At 71.2% G+C, this 17,084-nt stretch carries 11 protein-coding genes; 8 read left to right on the top strand and 3 right to left on the bottom strand.

Going from position 1 to position 17,084, the window contains the following annotated elements; all coding sequences use genetic code 11:
• The 3 genes from SLV14N_RS31975 (at position 1) to SLV14N_RS31985 (ending at position 2,658) form a co-directional block, all read left to right on the top strand.
• Positions 1–594, top strand: coding sequence for a TetR/AcrR family transcriptional regulator (locus tag SLV14N_RS31975; RefSeq protein WP_208685761.1), 594 nt, complete (start codon positions 1–3; stop codon positions 592–594).
• Between the two features lie 127 nt (positions 595–721).
• On the top strand, positions 722–2,059 hold the full coding sequence (locus SLV14N_RS31980; protein ID WP_018087724.1) for a hypothetical protein: 1,338 nt from the start codon (positions 722–724) through the stop codon (positions 2,057–2,059).
• A gap of 68 nt (positions 2,060–2,127) precedes the next feature.
• The gene (locus tag SLV14N_RS31985; protein WP_208685763.1) at positions 2,128–2,658 is read left to right on the top strand and encodes an NUDIX domain-containing protein; all 531 of its coding nucleotides are present in this window, start codon (positions 2,128–2,130) and stop codon (positions 2,656–2,658) included.
• A 30-nt stretch (positions 2,659–2,688) separates the two neighbouring features.
• On the opposite strand, the gene SLV14N_RS31990 is transcribed toward SLV14N_RS31985, so the two are convergent.
• Together SLV14N_RS31990 and SLV14N_RS31995 are read right to left on the bottom strand one after the other, a co-directional pair.
• Positions 2,689–2,946: a hypothetical protein gene (locus tag SLV14N_RS31990; RefSeq protein ID WP_263272113.1), complete on the bottom strand. Its 258-nt coding sequence runs from the start codon at positions 2,944–2,946 to the stop codon at positions 2,689–2,691.
• A gap of 387 nt (positions 2,947–3,333) precedes the next feature.
• Positions 3,334–4,566: an MFS transporter gene (locus tag SLV14N_RS31995; protein WP_263272115.1), complete on the bottom strand. Its 1,233-nt coding sequence runs from the start codon at positions 4,564–4,566 to the stop codon at positions 3,334–3,336.
• A 53-nt stretch (positions 4,567–4,619) separates the two neighbouring features.
• Here SLV14N_RS31995 and SLV14N_RS32000 point away from each other — a divergent pair, with 53 nt between their 5' ends.
• On the top strand, positions 4,620–5,387 hold the full coding sequence (locus tag SLV14N_RS32000) for a helix-turn-helix transcriptional regulator (RefSeq protein ID WP_263272117.1): 768 nt from the start codon (positions 4,620–4,622) through the stop codon (positions 5,385–5,387).
• Positions 5,388–5,477: 90 nt separating this feature from the next.
• Here the strand turns inward: SLV14N_RS32000 and SLV14N_RS32005 are convergent, their stop codons facing one another.
• Positions 5,478–6,197 (bottom strand): hypothetical protein, encoded by a 720-nt coding sequence (locus SLV14N_RS32005; RefSeq protein ID WP_263272119.1) that lies wholly within the window; start codon positions 6,195–6,197, stop codon positions 5,478–5,480.
• A gap of 409 nt (positions 6,198–6,606) precedes the next feature.
• On the opposite strand from SLV14N_RS32005, the gene SLV14N_RS32010 reads away from it, so the two are divergent.
• The 4 genes from SLV14N_RS32010 to SLV14N_RS32025 are packed head-to-tail and all read left to right on the top strand — an operon-like array spanning position 6,607 to position 17,084.
• A complete protein-coding gene (locus SLV14N_RS32010) occupies positions 6,607–10,206 on the top strand; it encodes a DUF6603 domain-containing protein (protein ID WP_263272121.1) in 3,600 nt (1,199 codons plus the stop codon).
• 7 nt (positions 10,207–10,213) lie between these two features.
• Positions 10,214–12,481 carry a hypothetical protein gene (locus SLV14N_RS32015; RefSeq protein ID WP_263272122.1) on the top strand — a complete coding sequence of 756 codons (2,268 nt, stop codon included), beginning with the start codon at positions 10,214–10,216 and terminating at the stop codon, positions 12,479–12,481.
• The gene (locus tag SLV14N_RS32020) at positions 12,478–16,599 is read left to right on the top strand and encodes a discoidin domain-containing protein (RefSeq protein WP_263272124.1); all 4,122 of its coding nucleotides are present in this window, start codon (positions 12,478–12,480) and stop codon (positions 16,597–16,599) included. Before SLV14N_RS32015 ends, SLV14N_RS32020 begins: the two co-directional genes overlap by 4 nt.
• Positions 16,596–17,084: a hypothetical protein gene (locus SLV14N_RS32025; RefSeq protein ID WP_263272126.1), complete on the top strand. Its 489-nt coding sequence runs from the start codon at positions 16,596–16,598 to the stop codon at positions 17,082–17,084. Before SLV14N_RS32020 ends, SLV14N_RS32025 begins: the two co-directional genes overlap by 4 nt.

Raw genomic sequence — 17,084 nt, forward strand, 5'->3', positions numbered from 1 at the left:
ATGGCGGCCATGCACCGTCGTTACCACCACGGAGACCTGCGCGCCGCGCTGCTCACCCGCGCCGAGCAGACGCTCCGCGAGAAGGGGCCGGGCGCCCTGTCCCTGCGGGAACTGGCCCGCGACCTCGGCGTCAGCCATGCCGCCCCGAGCCGGCACTTCAAGGACAAGCAGGCGCTGCTCGACGCGCTGGCGCTGGCCGGTTTCGACCGTCTGCACGAGACCCTGGCCGCGTCCCGGGGAGCGGGCGAGACCTTCCCCGACCGGCTCGGCGAACTCGTCCGCGCCTACGTGGACTTCGCCGTCGCCAACGCCGAGCTGCTCGACCTGATGTACACGGTCAAGCACGACCCGGCGGCGTCCGAGGCGCTGATCGCGGCCGCGCACCGGCTGGGAGCGATGGCGCAGGAGATGGTCGCGGAGGGGCAGCGCGACGGCGAGGTGCGGGAGGGCCCCGTCGACAGCATCGCCCTGCCGGTGTTCACCACCCTGCACGGCTTCGCCAGCTTCGCGATGAGCAGTGTGCTCTCCGCGGAGGAGGTCGCGTCCGGCCTCGACGCGGTGATCGCGTACATGCTCCGGGGCTGTGCCCCGTGAGGGGGCGCCGCAGCCCTTCACACCCCGTGTGAAGGGGCGTTCACTACGCTCGACCGACGGAGTGCTCATGTCGACAAGGCCATGAGCCGGCGGCCCGCGGACGGGCCCGGCTCACCGGGAGGCCGGTATGGAGCCCAACACCCTGCTGGACGCGATGCTCGACGAGTCCGGTATCTCGCATGCGGGACTCGCCGCGCGGATCAACCAGCTCGGCCGCCGCCGCGGTCTGGCGCTGCGGTACGAACACACCGCGGTGGCCCGGTGGTTGAAGGGCCAGCGACCGCGGGGGCAGGTGCCCGATCTGATCTGCGAGATCATGGGGGAACGGCTGCACCGGCCGGTCGGGCTCGATGACATCGGGTTCAGCGGTCCGGGGTCGCGGCGGGCCGCCGACACCCCGCTCTCCGGCTTCGTCGAGCGGGCCACCGCGCTGTGGCGGTCCGATGAGCAGCAGCGCCCGCACATCCTCGACGCACCGGCGCTCACCGGCACCTCGGCGGTCATCCCCGTATGGGAGTGGGAGAACCCGCCCGAGGACTCCGATGTCTCGCGTGACGGGCTGACCCGGGTCGGTATGGCCGACATCGAGATGCTGCGCACCGCACGGACGCACTACGAGACGATGTACCGGAAGGCGGGTGGTATCGCTACCAGAGCACGCATCGTGGGATTCCTGAACGCCGAGGCGGCGCCGCTGCTGCGGGGCAGCTACAGCGATGCGACGGGGCGTCAGCTCCACCGGGCGACCGGCGGACTGGTCGCGGTCGCCGGCATCTGTGCGTACGACTCGGACGCTCTCGGGCTGGCCCAGCGCTACTTCCATCAGGCGCTCCGGCTGGCCAAGGCCAGCGGGGACCGTGGCCTCGGCGCCTATGTCATCGCGCTGCTGGTCAACCAGTCCCTCTTCGTACGGGAGTACCGCCAGGCGGTCGCCTTCGCGGAGGCGGCGCTGCGGGCCGCGGGTCCGCAGATCACCCCGGCGCTCTCCGCGGACCTCTACGCGATGCAGGCCAAGTCCTATGCCCGGCTCGGTGACGGCGCCGCCGCGCTGTCGTGCATCCGGCGCGCGGAGGCGGCCGCGGAGCGTATCCGGCCCGGTCTCGAACCGGCGGAGACGGGCTATGTCCAGCCCGGCCTGGTGAACGTACAGGTGGCGGAGGCGCTGCTCAGCCTGGGTGACTTACGGGCCGCCCGGGAGCAGGCGGACGCCGCCGTCGACACCCCCGCACACGACCGCGGCCGGGTCCACCGGCTGGCCATGCTCACCCATATCGAGCTGCGTCAAGGCGATGCGGACCGGGCGGTGGCCAATGCCGCGCAGATGACGGAGCAGGCTCGCGGAATGGAGTCGCAACGGCTGCGGGACCGGCTGCGGGCGGTGCGCGAACATCTGGCGGAGACCGGGAGCTCCGCGACGGACGAGGCTGCCGATCTCATCGACGAGGTGCTGCGCGTTCCGCTGTAGGGCGTACGACACGCCCCTGACCGGGCTCGTGTCACCTTGCCGGCCCTACAGCGGAAGGTGGCAGTTACGTGCGTTGGAACAATCTCGGCGAAAAGCCCGTCTATGCGAATCCCTGGTTCCGGGTCAATCTGGCCGATGTGGAACTGCCGGATGGCCGCCATCTGGATCACTATCTGATCCGGATGCGGCCCGTCGCCGTGGCCACCGTGGTCAATGAGGCCAATGAGGTGCTGCTGCTGTGGCGGCACCGGTTCATCACCGACACCTGGGGCTGGGAGCTGGCCGCCGGGGTCGTCGAGGACGGTGAGGACCCCGCGGCGGCGGCCGCCCGGGAGATGGAGGAGGAGACCGGGTGGCGGCCCGGCCCCCTCCAGCATCTCCTCACGGTGGAGCCGTCCAACGGCCTCACCGACGCACGGCACCACATCTACTGGTCCGAGGAGGGCGAGTACACCGGCCCGCCCCAGGACGGATTCGAGTCCGAGCGGCGGGAGTGGGTGGCGTTGAAGCTGGTGCCCGACATGGTGGCGCGAGGGGAGGTGCCGGGCGCCAATATGGCCGCCGCGTTGCTGATGCTGCATCACCTCCGGCTGGGCTGACCGGAACCGGCCGGTGACCGCGGCCGGCGGTCATCGGCCCAGGGCCTGCCACACCGCCACCACCAGCGCCGCGAGCCCCGTGAGCGCGGCGAGGGACGGCAGCGGCCAGCGGGTGCTCTCCAGCCGTGTGACGCGGGCCTGCAGCTCGTCCGCGTCCCGCTCGTACTGCTCGGAGCGCTGGGCGAGCAGCGCGAGTTGGCCGTCGACCCGGGCGGTGCGGACGTCGAGCAGACGCCTCAGCTCGGCTAAATCGGCGGTTACCAGATCGGGTTCGGGGTGGGCGGTCACGGTCCGCTCCTCATTCCTTCGGTCAGTTGCTTCGGTGTCGGTACGGGCCTCAGTCAACTGTGCTGCGGCGAAGGGCGGGAGCGTGTGCGGCGGGGAGATCCGGGTCTGCGGTTCACACCCCGTGTGAGGTGACGCGGGGTGACGGCGCGGCGGTCGTTCGCACGGGGTGTGAATCGCGCACTCCGGGAGGCGCGCTTCACACGCTCCCGTACGCGCCCGCGCGGGGGTTGACTCGAAGGTGCCACGGGGGCCGACGCCGGCGGACGGGCGCCCGCCGGCCCGGGGTCCGCCCGCCGGTTCCTTCCCCCGAGCGGCGGGCGGACGGTCCGTGGATCCGCCCGAGGGCAAGCCCGGCCTGGTCTTACGGCCTGGTCTTACGGCCCGGTCTTACGGCCCGGCTTTGGCGGATCCCTCGCGGGTGACTCCGGCTCCCGGACCGTGCTCGGATTCTTCGTCGGCCACCGGCCTCGCCGCCAGGGGCGCCGGCACGGCCGGTTCGGGCATGCCGCGGCACAGCAGCCAGCTCAGGGCGGGCATCACGATCAGTGGCATCAGGGCCGTCCGCAGGGACGTGGCGTCGGCGAGGCTGCCGATGAGGGGGCCGGCGAGGCCGCCGACGCTGACCGTGAGGCCGAGGGTGATCCCGCTGGCGGTGCCGACGCGCGAGGGGAGGTAGTCCTGGGCGAGGGTGACCTGCAGCGAGAACGGGACGTACAGGCCGATGGAGGTCAGCGCCACGAACACGTAGATCGCCGGACCGGGGACGAACACGACACCTGCGACGGCGGCGACCGTGGTCAGATACGCCACGCGCACGATCGCGACCCGGTCCCAGCGGTTGGCCAGGCGGCTGCCCACTATGGTGCCCACTCCACCGCCGGCGTAGAGGATGAAGAGCGCGGCAGTGGCCGCTGCCGTACCGCCTTCCGTGCGCTCCCGCGCGTAGAACGACAGGAACGTGCTCAGGCCGACGAAGGTGATCGACCGGCACACCACGGCCAGCGACAGCTTCACGAACGAGACCTTGTCGTCGGTCCCTGTCGGGGCTGCGGAGCCGGCACCCGTACGCGTCGCCTTCTCCAGTGCGCGCAAGACGGGCAGACACAGCACGCTGCCGGCCAGGGCCGGCACCATGAGCAGCGGCGAGAGCCGCAGACCGCCGGTGGCGATGACGGCCGTGACCATGAGGGGTGCGAGCGCGAAGCCGATGTTGCCGCCGAGGGAGAACCAGCCCATCGCGCTGTGGCTCCCCTTGCCGGCGAGGCGCGCGACGCGGGCGGACTCGGGATGGTAAGCGGCGACGCCGATCCCGGACACCGCCACGCACGCCAGCGTCAGCGCGTACGAACCGCTCATGCCGCTCAGAGCGATCCCCAGTCCGGCGGCGATGGTGCTCATGGGCAGCAGCCAGGGCATGGCCCGCCGGTCGGTGAGCGCACCGAACACCGGTTGTGCCACGGAGGACAGCAGCGACGCGGCGAGCACGATGCCCGAGACCGCGGCGTAGGTGTAGGCGCGCTCGGCGACGAAGAAGGGGACGAGCGAGGCCACGGCGCCCTGATAGACGTCTACGCAGGCATGTCCGGCTGACAGCAAGAGGATCGATCTGTTCCTTGGCATTTCGCCATGGTCATCGCCGGGGGCTTGTCGCGCTTCCGATAAACTGCCAACCAATGACGAAAATCCGCCATGAGTCGGTCGCGCCGACCCGCACCCAGTGGCTGGCCCCCGGAGCCGGCATCGACGCCCACCGCCATGACGACCACCAGATCGTCTACGCCGGCAGAGGCGTGCTGGCCATCACCACCAGCGCGGGCTCGTGGATCGCGCCGGCCACCCGTGCCATCTGGGTACCGGCCGGCACGGTGCACGCCCACCGGGCCTACGGAGAACTCGAACTGCACCTGGTCGGCCTGCCCGCGAACACCAACCCGCTCGGGCTGGGCGAGCCGACCGTGCTGAGTGTCGGCCCCCTGCTGCGTGAACTGATCCTCGCCTGCACCCGCACCCCGGACGACGACAGCGCCGAATACGGGCGGCTACGGGCCGTACTGCTCGATCAGTTGCGAGCCTCGCCCCAGCAGCCTCTGTATCTGCCCACCCCCACCGCCCCCCAACTCAGGGAACTGTGCGCGATCCTGGGCGCCGATCCGGCCGACAACCGCACTCTGGCCGCACTGGGCAAACAGGTCGGTGCAAGCGACCGGACCCTGTCCCGCCTCTTCAAAACCGACCTCGGCATGACCTTTCCGCAGTGGCGTACCCAACTGCGCCTCTACCACGCTCTGGTCCTTCTTGCGGAGAACACCCCGGTGACCGCTGTGGCGCACAGGTGCGGCTGGTCGTCCGCCAGTGCGTTCATCGACGTCTTCCACCGCACCTTCGGATGCACCCCGGGAGCACACCGGGGGTCCGCCACAGGGCCGGACCAGCCGAGGTGAATCCGGTGACGTGCGCACCACTGTGGTGCCGGCCTCCGATGCCCGGGGTGCTCTTCACCCGGTATCGCTTGCCCTCGCCCCGCAGGGCCGTCAGTCGACGATCCGGTTGGCGGGGACGTCGCAGATCAGGTACGGGATGCGGGCCTCGCACGCGTCGCAGGAGTGGGCGGTCCAGGAGTTGGTGGCGCCTTTGCCGTGCCATTTCCGAAATATGACGCCGTCGGCCTCGGGGCCGACGTACACCATCTCGCTCATGCGCAGATACTCGACGGACTTCCATTCAAGTCGCTTTCCGCCCAGTCCGAGCAGAAGTTTGATGGCGGCGCACTTCATTTCCACGTGCGTTTGCGCCATCTTCGGGTCCAGATCTACCGTCTCACCCCGGACGGTCAGCCAGCCGCGGTGGATTTTGGGAACCGGCGGGTCCACCGTCTCCCAGGCTCCTTGGTGATAGCTGATGCCGTTGAGGTGCTTTTCCCGGATCCATGGATCACCGCTCTCCCGGCCGCTGGAGGCGATGAGGAAGTATTCACGTCCGCTGATCCTCGCCTCCAGGACCCCCATCATGAAATGGGCCCTCTTGTCCTTCATCAAGTCCTGGTCCTGCCTGAGGTTGCGGTCGATCGCGACAAGGACACCGCGCAGCTGCTCGCTGTCGGTGACTTCCGGGATGCCGTGCAGCAGTTTCCCCTTGCCCTTGTCTTCCTTGTCCCTGCGGAAGTGGCATCGAGGGCAGGTGTCGGACTTCTTTCCGCCGTGCCGGAGGTTCGGCGCACGATCGGGCTGGCGGAGCCTTAATTTCGACGGCATGTGCGGTCTTCTCTCGAATCGCCAACGGTGCGGGCGAAAATAGCACGGAGTCGCTCAGTGTCGCAGTATTGCCGCAAGGGTGAGAGGGCATTCTTGGACGTTGTCGGGTGCCGCTCGATCGCGGCGGCGCCGCTCCGTATGGGGCACCTTTCTGCCCATCTTGGTTCAGATCTGCCATAGAGCATGGCCGGTTCGCGGCGTTCATTGCCCCCATAGTGCCTTATGCTATGGCAAAACGGTCAATAGCTGGTTTCTGTTGCGGAAGTCGACGAAAGCGTCCGCGGCGGTCGCCCTTCGCATGGCCGGATCATCTCCGATAGGGATTCCGGCACTGTAGCGTTCGTCCGAGTTTCACGTCGGCCTGCTGCTTTCCGTGCTCAGCGTGGCCGAACGGTCAGAAGGGAATGCGATGACCTTCGGCACGCTCAAAGAATGGCTGAACGGCCTTTCCGCAGGGCAGGAGCTGGTTCTTCCCGACGGACTTCCGGACGATTTGGCAGAACTCAAGAATGCGGTGAATATCGAAGCCCTCGCGGACTGGTTCACCGTCGGAGCCGGCCTCACGGAAATCGAAGTGGACGCGGACAGTCTGCGTCTCAGCGGAACCGTCGCCCCGGACACACCGAAGATCTCCCTGCGGTTCTTCACCGCCGCCGATTCGGAACCCGTGGCCGACGACATGGAAATTCTCGGTGTCCGGATCGCCGTGTCGCTGGAGAGCCATCCCGTGCTGTCGGCCCTCAGCGGCATCGGCATGCGGGATGTCCTGCTGGTCTACGAGATCCGCATGCTGGAGGGCGCCGCCGTACGCACGCTCTACGTCCAGGCGGATCTCCCCGTCAAGGACGGGGAGTCACTCCTCATCACCTGCGCGCTCGAGTTCGATGCGGGGCAGAAGAGCTTTGAGTTCCTCATGGAGCCCGAGTCCGGAACGGGGTGGCACGTCGCCGAGGCGATCTTCGCGCTGTTCGGCGTCGCGCCGCCGCTCGTCCTGAAGGACATGTTCCCGGAGCGCCTGATGGTGGCGTACGACACGGGGGCGGGAACCACCGGGTTCCGGGTGGCGGCGGACGTCCGGTTCCCGCTGGGCGACGCCGACGCCGACCTCGCCCTGCTGGCTCAGCTGTCGCGGCGGGCGGGCAATGACTACGACAAGGAGGTCTCGGGGTCGCTCAAGGTCCAGGTCCCTGACCATCTCGGTGGTCTGCGCGTGCTGGCCTTCGACGTCGGGTACCAGGAACTGTCCGGTACGAACGTCGTGACCGCCTCCTGGGCCGCCGACGCAGGCGTGCCACTGACCGACCTGGCGGCCGCACTCGGCGTCAGCATGCCTGATCTGCCCGAGGTATTACGACCCGAACTGGATGCCCTGGCGATGCGGTACGACTCCGCGACCGGCCAGGTGCTGCTGACAGCCGCGACCGAGCGCACGGGCTGGGTCTACGCCGGCGGTCCCGGCGCCGGCCCCGGTGGTCCCCGCCGCACCGCCGCCGCCGTGCGGGCCCGGCTCGGGGCGCGTGCCTCGGATCTGCCGCTGGTCGGCGAGGCCGTCCCGCCCGGCGCGGACCTGGTGCTCGACGGCATCGCCTTCACCTCGGCGCCCCCCGGATGGACCGCCGACCAGGCGACCGCCCTCAACTCCGCGCTGGACCAGGTCGATCCGGCGGCGGAGCGCAGGCTGCCGCGCTTCGCCGCCGACCTGGCGGCCGGGCCCGGCATCGCCGTCCAGATCGAGCTGAGCATCGGGGGAGTGCCACAGGCCCCGCTGGTCCTGCCGATCACCACCGGCGCGGGCGGCACACCCGTCGCCGCCTCCCGGGGCCCGCTCGCCGTACGCGCGGCGGACGAGAGCGGGGCGCGCGATCTCGACCTGGTGTGCGGCCCGGTGCGGTTCTCGCGGATCGGGGTCGGACTCGCGGGCGAGCAGATCTTCGTCGCGCTCGACGCCGTGCTGTCGGTAGGTCCGGTCAGGCTGGTCCTGATGGGGCTCGGGCTGGGGATCGACGGGGAATTGACCGTCTCGCCGCGGTTGCGCGGCGCGGGCGTGGAGCTGGACAAGCCACCCTTGAAGATCAGCGGGATGGTGGAGCGTCGTACCGGCTCCGAGGTGGCCCCGGGGCTCAAGGAGCAGTTCAACGGGCTCGCCGCGATCGAGACCGGGTTCTTCGCCCTGCACGCCGCCGGCTCGTACGCCAAGGCGGTGGACGGCTGGTCGTCGATGTTCCTGTTCGGCGAGGTCTCCGGCGGCGAGCGCGGGCTGTTCGGGCCGCCCCCGTTCCGGGTGATCGCGATCTCGCTCGGCTTCGGCGTCAACAGCACCGTCCGCACTCCGACCATTGCCCAGGTCGGCGAGTTTCCGCTGGTGAACCGGCTGGACGGCGGTGGCAGCGGTCAGTCGCCGGAGCAGGTGCTGGAGCAGCTCGCAGGACCGGGCGGCTGGATCACCCCGCGCGAGGGCCAGTACTGGGGGGCGGGCGGGATCGAGTTCAGCTCGTTCGAGTTCATCCGTTCCCGCGCACTGCTGCTGGTCGAGGGCGGCGAGTCCTGGAAGGTCCTGCTGATCGGCCGCACCACGATCGACCTGCCGCGCAGCAAGGCTGACAAGAAGCCGATCGCCCGGCTGGTCGTCGACCTGGCGATCGGCTACCACCACGATGAGGGCCTGTTCTCGATGGACGCGGTCGTCGCGCCCGGCTCGTACATCATCGACCCGGCCGCCGAGCTCACCGGCGGCCTGTCCCTCTACATCTGGGGCAAGGACCGCACGGCGGCCGGTGGCGGCAAGGGCTTCGTGTTCACCCTCGGCGGCTACCACCCCCGCTTCAAACGGCCCGCCTACTACCCCAACCCGCCACGGGTGGGCTGGCGGTGGGCGATCGGCCCGGTGACCCTCCGCGGCCAGGTGTACGCGGCACTCACCGACGGCGCGTTCATGGCCGGCGGCGAGCTGTCCGCCAATTACGACAAGAGCTTCGGCATCCAGCTGCAGGCCTGGTTCACCGCGTGGCTGGACGCGCTGGTGCAGTGGAAGCCGTTCTACTTCGACCTGTCGATGGGCCTGAACATCGGTGTCGCGGCCACCGTCAAGGTGCTGTTCATCCGGGTCCGGGTCTCCCTGGAAGTCGGGGTGTCGCTGGATCTGTGGGGGCCGCCGATCGGCGGGCGGGCCAAGGTGAAGGTCTGGTTCATCTCCTTCACCATCGAGTTCGGCAGCAGCCGGGACGGTGTACCGGCGATCGAGTGGCCGGAGTTCAGCGTCCAGCTGCCCGCCCCGCTCTCCATCGCCCCGTTGCGCGGGCTGCTGGTCGACGTCGATCCCGGGGAGTCCGCGGCACGTTTCGAGGCGGGGGAGCCCCTGCTGGTCTCCCCCGACGGGTTCTCCGTGCGCACCGAGGCCGCCGTCCCCGCCGGCCGCGTCCTCTTCAACGGTGAGCCGTTTGCCGGGGACGCCGACGAGACCATCACCATCCGGCCGATGGGGCCGAAGGGGCAGGGGGTCGTCTCCGAACACCGCGTCACACTGCGCCACTTCGAGACCGAATACACCCCCACCGGGTGGACGGTGGCCGCCTACCGACAGGACATGCCCAAAGCGATGTGGGGCGCGCCGCTGGGCGACCCGAAGGACGTCTTGGACGGCGACGGCCTGCTCAGCGGCTGTCTGGCCGGGATCACCTTCGAGATTCCGGAGCCCGAGCTGGCCCCGGCCGTCGGCCGGGTCGACGCCGAGGCCCTGGACGCCGACGGACTGCCGGACGCGCCGGTCCCGCTGCTGGGTTCCGAGCCGGAGGGACCGCCGTCCGTGGTGGACAGGGAGAGCATCGCCACCATCCTCGACGCGGACACCGGCATCGCCGCGCGGGCCACCGCGGAAAGCCGCTCCGCGGTGCACGCCGCCCTGGCCGGTCTCGGCCTCGCCCCCGGCACCGACGATCCACTGAGCGACTACGCGGTCCTCGCCCGCACCACCTTCACCAACCCGCCCATGACCACCACCGCCGAGAGGTGAACCGACGTTGAGTGCCACCGATGACCTCCGCGTCGCCTTCCACGACTACCGCCGTCCGAAGGCCACCGCCGGCGTCTACACCCTCACGGCGGAACACCACCTGACCAAGGACGGCGTCCGCGTCGACACGGACGCCCCGATCCCCGCCACCACGCAGCAGTTCGAGATCCGCGCGGTCCGGTTCGTCCTCGACCCTTCGTCCGTGCACGCCCACTACCCGGCCGAGGGCGCCAGCGGCGACTTCAGCCGCACCCTCCCGCACATCACCCTGAACCGGTCGATTCTGCCCTGGGAACGCAAGCTGTTGGCCCGCTCGGTTCCCGAACAGGCCCCCTGGCTGGCGCTGATGGTCTTCCACGCCGGCGAACTGCCCGACGACCCCGAGGGACTGGGGCGGACCGCCACCCGCACCGTCGCCGAGCTGCGCCGCCCCGGCGGGGACATCCTGGGCCCCGACCTCAGCGACGTAGGCGTCACCCCCGGCATCGAGGCCGGCCGCTGCCAGTGCGTCGACGTCCCGGCCGACTTGTTCACCACTCTGGTGCCGCGCGAGGAGGAACTGAACTACCTCGCCCATGTCCGCGACGTCTCCACCCGTCCGCAGCGGCGCGATGACGGCGAGATCCTGACCAAGGGCCAGTACGCCGTGCTGGCCGCCAATCGCCTCCCGCGCCAACCGGGCACCTACACGGCACACCTGGTGTCTCTGGAGGGCTTCCACGGCAGGCTCGGCCCAGGTCAACTGCCGGAAGACAAACGGCTCGTGAGGCTGTGCGTACTGCACTCCTGGACGTTCACCAGCGACCCGCTCGGCACCCGGGACGCCTCCGCGCTGCTCGGCAACCTGGTGGCGCCGGCCCGGGAGGACCGGGAGAACCTGGCGTTACGGCTGCGTCCGCAGACAGCGGTGGAGGCCCGCTCCACGGCGGACGCCGAGCGGTACGCCCACAGCCGCCTGCACCTGGGCTACACCCCGCTGTCGTACCGGCTGCTCTCGGGGGAGACCACCTACGGCTGGTACCGCGGTCCGTTCGTCCCCGTCCTCGCCGCCGAGACCCGCGACTTCGCCCGCGACACCCCGAAGACCACCGCCGACCACGCGCTGATCTACGAGCCGGAGCACGGCCTGTTCGACGTCTCCTACGCCGCCGCCTGGACCCTGGGCCGCACCCTGGCCCTGAGCGATCCCGACTACAGCGAGGAGATCACCCGCGCGCGGCGCGAACTGGCCAACACCGCCACGAGGATGATGGCCCTCGCCGCCGAGCCCACGCTCGCCGCCGCAGACCCCGCCGATCTCGACGGGCGGACCCTGCGGGAACTGGCCGGCTCCGGCTTCGCCGCCGAGCTGGTCGACGCGCTCGCCCGCCCGCTCGCCCCGGCCGAGCAGCCCCCGCTGCCGGCCCGCCGCAGCCGCCGTACCCGCCTCACCCGGGCCGACGCCCGCAGCACGCTCGCCACCGGACCCCGGGCGGCGGCCCTGCAGTCCACCGCCGAACGCCACACCCGCACCATGCCCGCCTGGCTGGACGAGCTGACACTGCTGCGCCGGGTGCCGTTCCACTATCTGGTGCCGCACCCCGCGATGCTGCCCCCGGAGTCGATCCGGCTGTTCCGGGTCGACGGCAACTGGATCGAGGCACTGCTCGCCGGGGCCCGGGACGTCGGGGTCCACTCCTCCCTGGACGCACTCGCCGACACCGCGCTCACCGCCGCCACCGAGCGCCGCCGTGCCCGCACCGGCTCGTCCAGCCCGGCCGCCGGACTGCTGATCCGCTCCGAACTCGTCGAGGCCTGGCCGGTGTTCGACCTTCTCGCCACCGCTGACGGCGGCCCCGTCGGCGAACTGCGCCGCGACCATCCAGCCCCTGACACCCTGTTGCTGCTCCTGGACGCCCTGCCCGACGAGATCGTCATCCGGGAGCCCGGCCAGGGCATCCACTTCGGCATCGACAGCAACAACGGCGACGGCGACAACAGCGTCATCAACCTGCGCGACCACCGGCCCGGCGACAACCTCGGCTACCCGCTGCGCCGCGACTACCCGGCAGACGGGGGCCTGCTCACCCGCCATCTGCGGCGGCTGCCCAAGGACAACGGCCCGGACGTCCTGGCGCTTCGGGGCGACCGGGGCCTGGTGCCCGCCCTCGCCGCCGCCCTCGACCCGGCTCTACGGGACCTCGCGCCCGGCGAGTTCGCCCTGCAACTCGTCAACGCCCCCGTCGAACAACGCCTGACCCTCGACGCGACGCCCGGCCAGGAGACCGCCCGATGACCGACACCGACCTGATCGTCCCCGTCGAGGTCCACGCGCTGCTGGCCACCCGCGCCGTGGCCCTGCACGACGACTTCCGGCGCTGGACCCCGCGCTACCCGTGGACGTTCTCCCAGGACTTCCGCAGCAACGTCGAGCCACCCATCCAGGCCTCCGAGGGCAACCCCGGCGAGGGCATCCATGTGCAGTGGCAGCTGCCCGAGGCGCTGGCCACCGGCGCGATCGACCCCGCCACCGGCGTCAGTACCTTCCCCCTGGTGCCCAACCGCTGGCTCGTCATCCGCTATGCCGAGGTGCGCGGCGAGCTGAAGGCCGCAGGGTTCCTCGTCCACAGCGACTACCTGGAGAAGGCCGATGGCGGGCCCGCCGAGTCGGCCCTCACCCCGTTCATCGATCCGTCCTCCCCCAAGGAAGCGCCCCGCGCCGACTACATCGGCCGCGTCCACCCGCTGACCGACGGCCCCTGGCAGGAGCCCGCCGAGCGTCCACTGTTCCTCACCGCGATCGGCAGCGGCCTGCCCGCCTTCGCCGCCTTCGCCCCGTACCACGAGAACGTCTTCCTCTTTCACGACACCCTCGCCGACCTCAAGGCCAATGAGAGCTACCCTCCGCCCTGCACCGTCAGCTACTGCGTGATCGGCTGGTACAGCCAGGACGACGCCGACATCCTCCACACCGCACGCGATATCGAGGGCCTGCTGCCCCCCGACGCCGACCCCGACAACCCGGCCGACGTGCTCCGGGCCCTGGGCTGGGCCGCGCCCGACGGCATGCCCGCCACGGTCACCCGGACCCGGTACGTCGGCACCGCCCTCGGCATCCCCTGGAACCGCGAGGGCGGACACCCTGACTCGGACCGCCCCGCCACCCGGGACGTCAAGGTCGCGATCGGGCACAGCACCGCTGACGCCGTCGCCGCTCTCGTCGACCACCAAAGCCGCGGCAGCCGGCTCGCCGACCAGGTCCGCGCACTGTTCCACGGCAACCCCGACGAGCTCGACGACCCGGACTGGCAGGTCTCCCTGGACGAGATCACCCGCCGGTCCTGGTTCAGCGGCCACGACGGCGGCGCCACCTGGCAGGTCGTCAACCGGCCCGGCGATCAGGCCGACACCCAGGCCCCGCCGCCCGAGCAGCCCGACTGGATCGCCACCCTCAACCGCGATCAGGACGACTACGACCAGGCCCGGCACCGGCTCGCCTCCGCCCGCTGGCGCCTGTGGACCCTGTGGTGGCTGCGCCACCTGCCCGAGGACCGCCGCCCGCTCGACCACACCTTCGACGAGCGCGTCTGGGACCAGCGCATCCACGACGCCAAAACGGCGGTCACGGAACTCGAAGCGGAGGTCGAAGGGCTGAGCGGCGAAGTCCCGCACGGCCGCACCCCCGAAGAGATCCAGACCGCGATCGGCCGGCATGCCGCAGCCAAGCAGCTGCCGGACGATCTGGAGCTCAAGCGCACGCCTCGGCAGAGCTACTACCGGCCCGCCGACCCCGTCCTCGCGCTGACCGGCTCGGGCACCACCCAGCCGCTTGGCCGCGACGAGGACGACCCGCTACCCTGCCGCCTGCCCTCCCGGCTGCTCACCAAAGCGAAGATCAACAACACCTGGACGGACGTCGCGGCCGACCCGCTGCTCCCCGCCCACACGCCCCAGGTCCCGGGCCTCATCAGGGCGGTGATCGCCGAGTTCGCCCTGCTCGACCGCGCCGTCCGAACCCTCTCCGCCGACGGTACCGGCACCGCGCTGCACGCCCTCGTCGCCGACCCGGCCGGCCACAGTGCGGGCCCGTGGCCCGAGTACACCCGCGTCTGGCGCCAGCCCTGGCTCCCGCTCTACCTCCAGTGGGAGCTCAAGTACTGCGCCGTTCCCTACCAGAGCAGCCAGGACAGCGCCCCCCACTGGGAGTTCGGCCAAGGCCGCGAGGGTGACCCCGAGCCCGACCGCTACCGCTACCGCTGGAAGGGCACGGGCGCGGCGTCCGGCGACGGCGACGGCGGACGCCGGTGGAACGCGTTCGGCGGGCGCGCCTTCGTCACGCCCTCCCTGCGGTACGTGCTGCGCGAACAGGCCCGCCGGCTCGCCGCGCATGCCCCGCCGCAAGTGGCCCGCCAACTGCGCACCCTGCGTGAAGAACTGGAGAGCATCGACGTGCTCTCCCAATCCCTCGACGGCTTCCACGACTGGCTCATCCAGCACGACGGCGCCGCCCAGGCCGTCACCGACCAGTCAATCCTGGCCTTCGCCGGTGAGACCAACCACGTCCCCGACGGCGCGGAAGGCTACGGCGAACAGCGCTTCCAGCCCCTCCGGGCGGGCCAGTTCCACTTCATCGAGCTGGTCGTCGTCGACCGCTTCGGCCGGGTGTGTTCGCTGGTGCAGCCGACCCAGAGCCAACCCATCCAGTTCCAGCCCGTCCGTGCGGACAGCGTCCTGCCGGACAAGGACCTGTTCCCCGACGCGCCAGGAGCGCAGCGCTTCGTGCAACTGCCGCCCCGGCTCGTCCAGCCCGCCCGGGTCCGTCTGGACACCGTGCCGCTGCGGGGCGACCGGCCACCGGCCGGGGCAGCCGGAGCCGGAGGGGCAGCCGGAGCAGGTGAGGCAGCCGGAGCCGGTGAGGCCGTGCAACTCCCCGGCGCAGAAGCACCGGTGGCCGGATGGCTGCTGGCCAACCACCTCGACAAGACCCTGCTGGTCTACGGCCCTGACGGGGAGCCACTCGGTGAACTGCGGGTGGTCCGTGACGCCCGGAACACCCGCACGACCGCCTGGAACGCGCTCCCGCACGCCCCCTACCCACATCCGGACGACGCCGGTTTCGCCGCCGCCTACCCGCACATCGCCGCCTTCGTCCACGGCCTGCTGGGCCACGGACCCGAGGCCTTCGACGCCCTCAGCAAGACCCTCGACACCGCGCTCGACCACATCCTCGAACCCTCGCCCGACGAGGACCGCTCCCCGGTGCGGCTGACCGGTCGCCCGTTCGCCCTGGTCCGCGCCCGGCTCGGCCTGGACCTCATGGGCGAGCCGCTGACCGACCCCAGCTGGAACCGCGCCCTCGACCCGCCGGAGGAGGACTACCCCGAGTATCGCTGGACCGTCCGCCTCGGCGACCCCGACCGCCTCCGCGACGGACTCATCGGCTACTTCGCCGCCGATGACCACGACCGGCGGACCCGATACCACCGCTTCCACGCCGTCGACCCGGACGGCCCGGCCAACGCGTACGTGACCGCGATCGGCACCGGCGCCCACCTCACCCTGCCCGCCCGGCCCGCCGACCGCCCGGCCGTCCACGAACTCACTCTGCTCGCCTGCCCCCACACCGCCGTCCACGCCACCACCGACATCCTTCCCGTGGCCGAAGTCTCCGTGGATGCCGACACCACCCACCGGGCTCTCGCCCGGATCCGCGCCTCCTTCCGGCTCAACCCCCTGCTCGCCCCCGACCGCTTCGGCCCGCCGAGGGCCACCGCCTCCGTGGAGGCCACGGTCCGCCGGCCCGCCTCGGCCATGGCGGACGGTGACCCGACGACCTACTACGAGGGTGGTGCACCACCCGCGACCGGAGACTGGGTCCGGCTCGACCTCCACACCGAACGCCAGGTGGCGGCCGTGGACCTCCTGCTCGGCCGGCCGGACGGCAGCGGTGTCCCCGCCGGCACCGAGCTGGAGGCGTCCGTGGACGGTGAGCAGTGGAGCGCGCTCGGGAGCTACGACCGGGTGTCGGAGATCCGCTACGCCCCCGAAGTGCCTTTCGGGGCCCGGTTCCTGAGGCTGCGGCACACCGGTACCGCCGACGAGCGCTGCGCCGTCCGCCGGTTCACGGTGTCGGCCGAGCCGCCGGAGAAGTCCCTCGTGCTGCCCCGCCCCGCGGCCTGGCACGGCAACTGGACCTGGGCCGAGCCGATCCCCGCAGACGGCACCGCGAGCGGACTGCCGCTGCCCGACTGGGACGAGCATGCCATTCACCACGCCGACCAGCTCTCCCACCCCGACGCACCCCTGCCCGTCGCCCGCTCCGGCTACCTCCAACTCCAACCGGCCACCCCCGGACACGCCCGCTCGACCCCGGCCCCCGCCCCTTCACCGGCCCCGGAAGGTACCGAGTCGTGACCAGCCCCGACCCCACCCTGCTCCTCCCATACCGCCTGGAACACACCCCGGCCACGGCCACACCGCAAGGAGTTCCGGCCCTCCACCGCGTACGCCTCACCATCGGGGACCACTCGGACGGCCGCGCTGACTGGCCAGTGCGGTGCACACGGATCGCCCTCGGCCTCCCCGCGGCCCACAGCACATCCCTGCGCGCCGGGGAACCCGTCATCCTGCGCACCCGGCTGGAACGCGAACGCGGCCCCGGCCGAGGACGGCAATGGCTGGTCAAAACCACCACCACTGACCCGACCGTCACCACCCTCACCCTCACCCCCGCCGAACCCGCCCGCTTCGACGGCACCTGGACCCTCACCCTCACCCTCGACATCAGCACCCCACTCGGCACCCGGACCCGCATCACCGAGGAGACCGCAACCGGCGGCAGCAGCCCGCGGCGCCGCGCGGGAAGCGCCACCCTCACCTCCGCGCCCTTGCCCAACTGA

The organism is Streptomyces sp. Je 1-4 4N24, assembly GCF_026239515.1.
Classification (GTDB): Bacteria; Actinomycetota; Actinomycetes; order Streptomycetales; family Streptomycetaceae; genus Streptomyces; species Streptomyces nigrescens.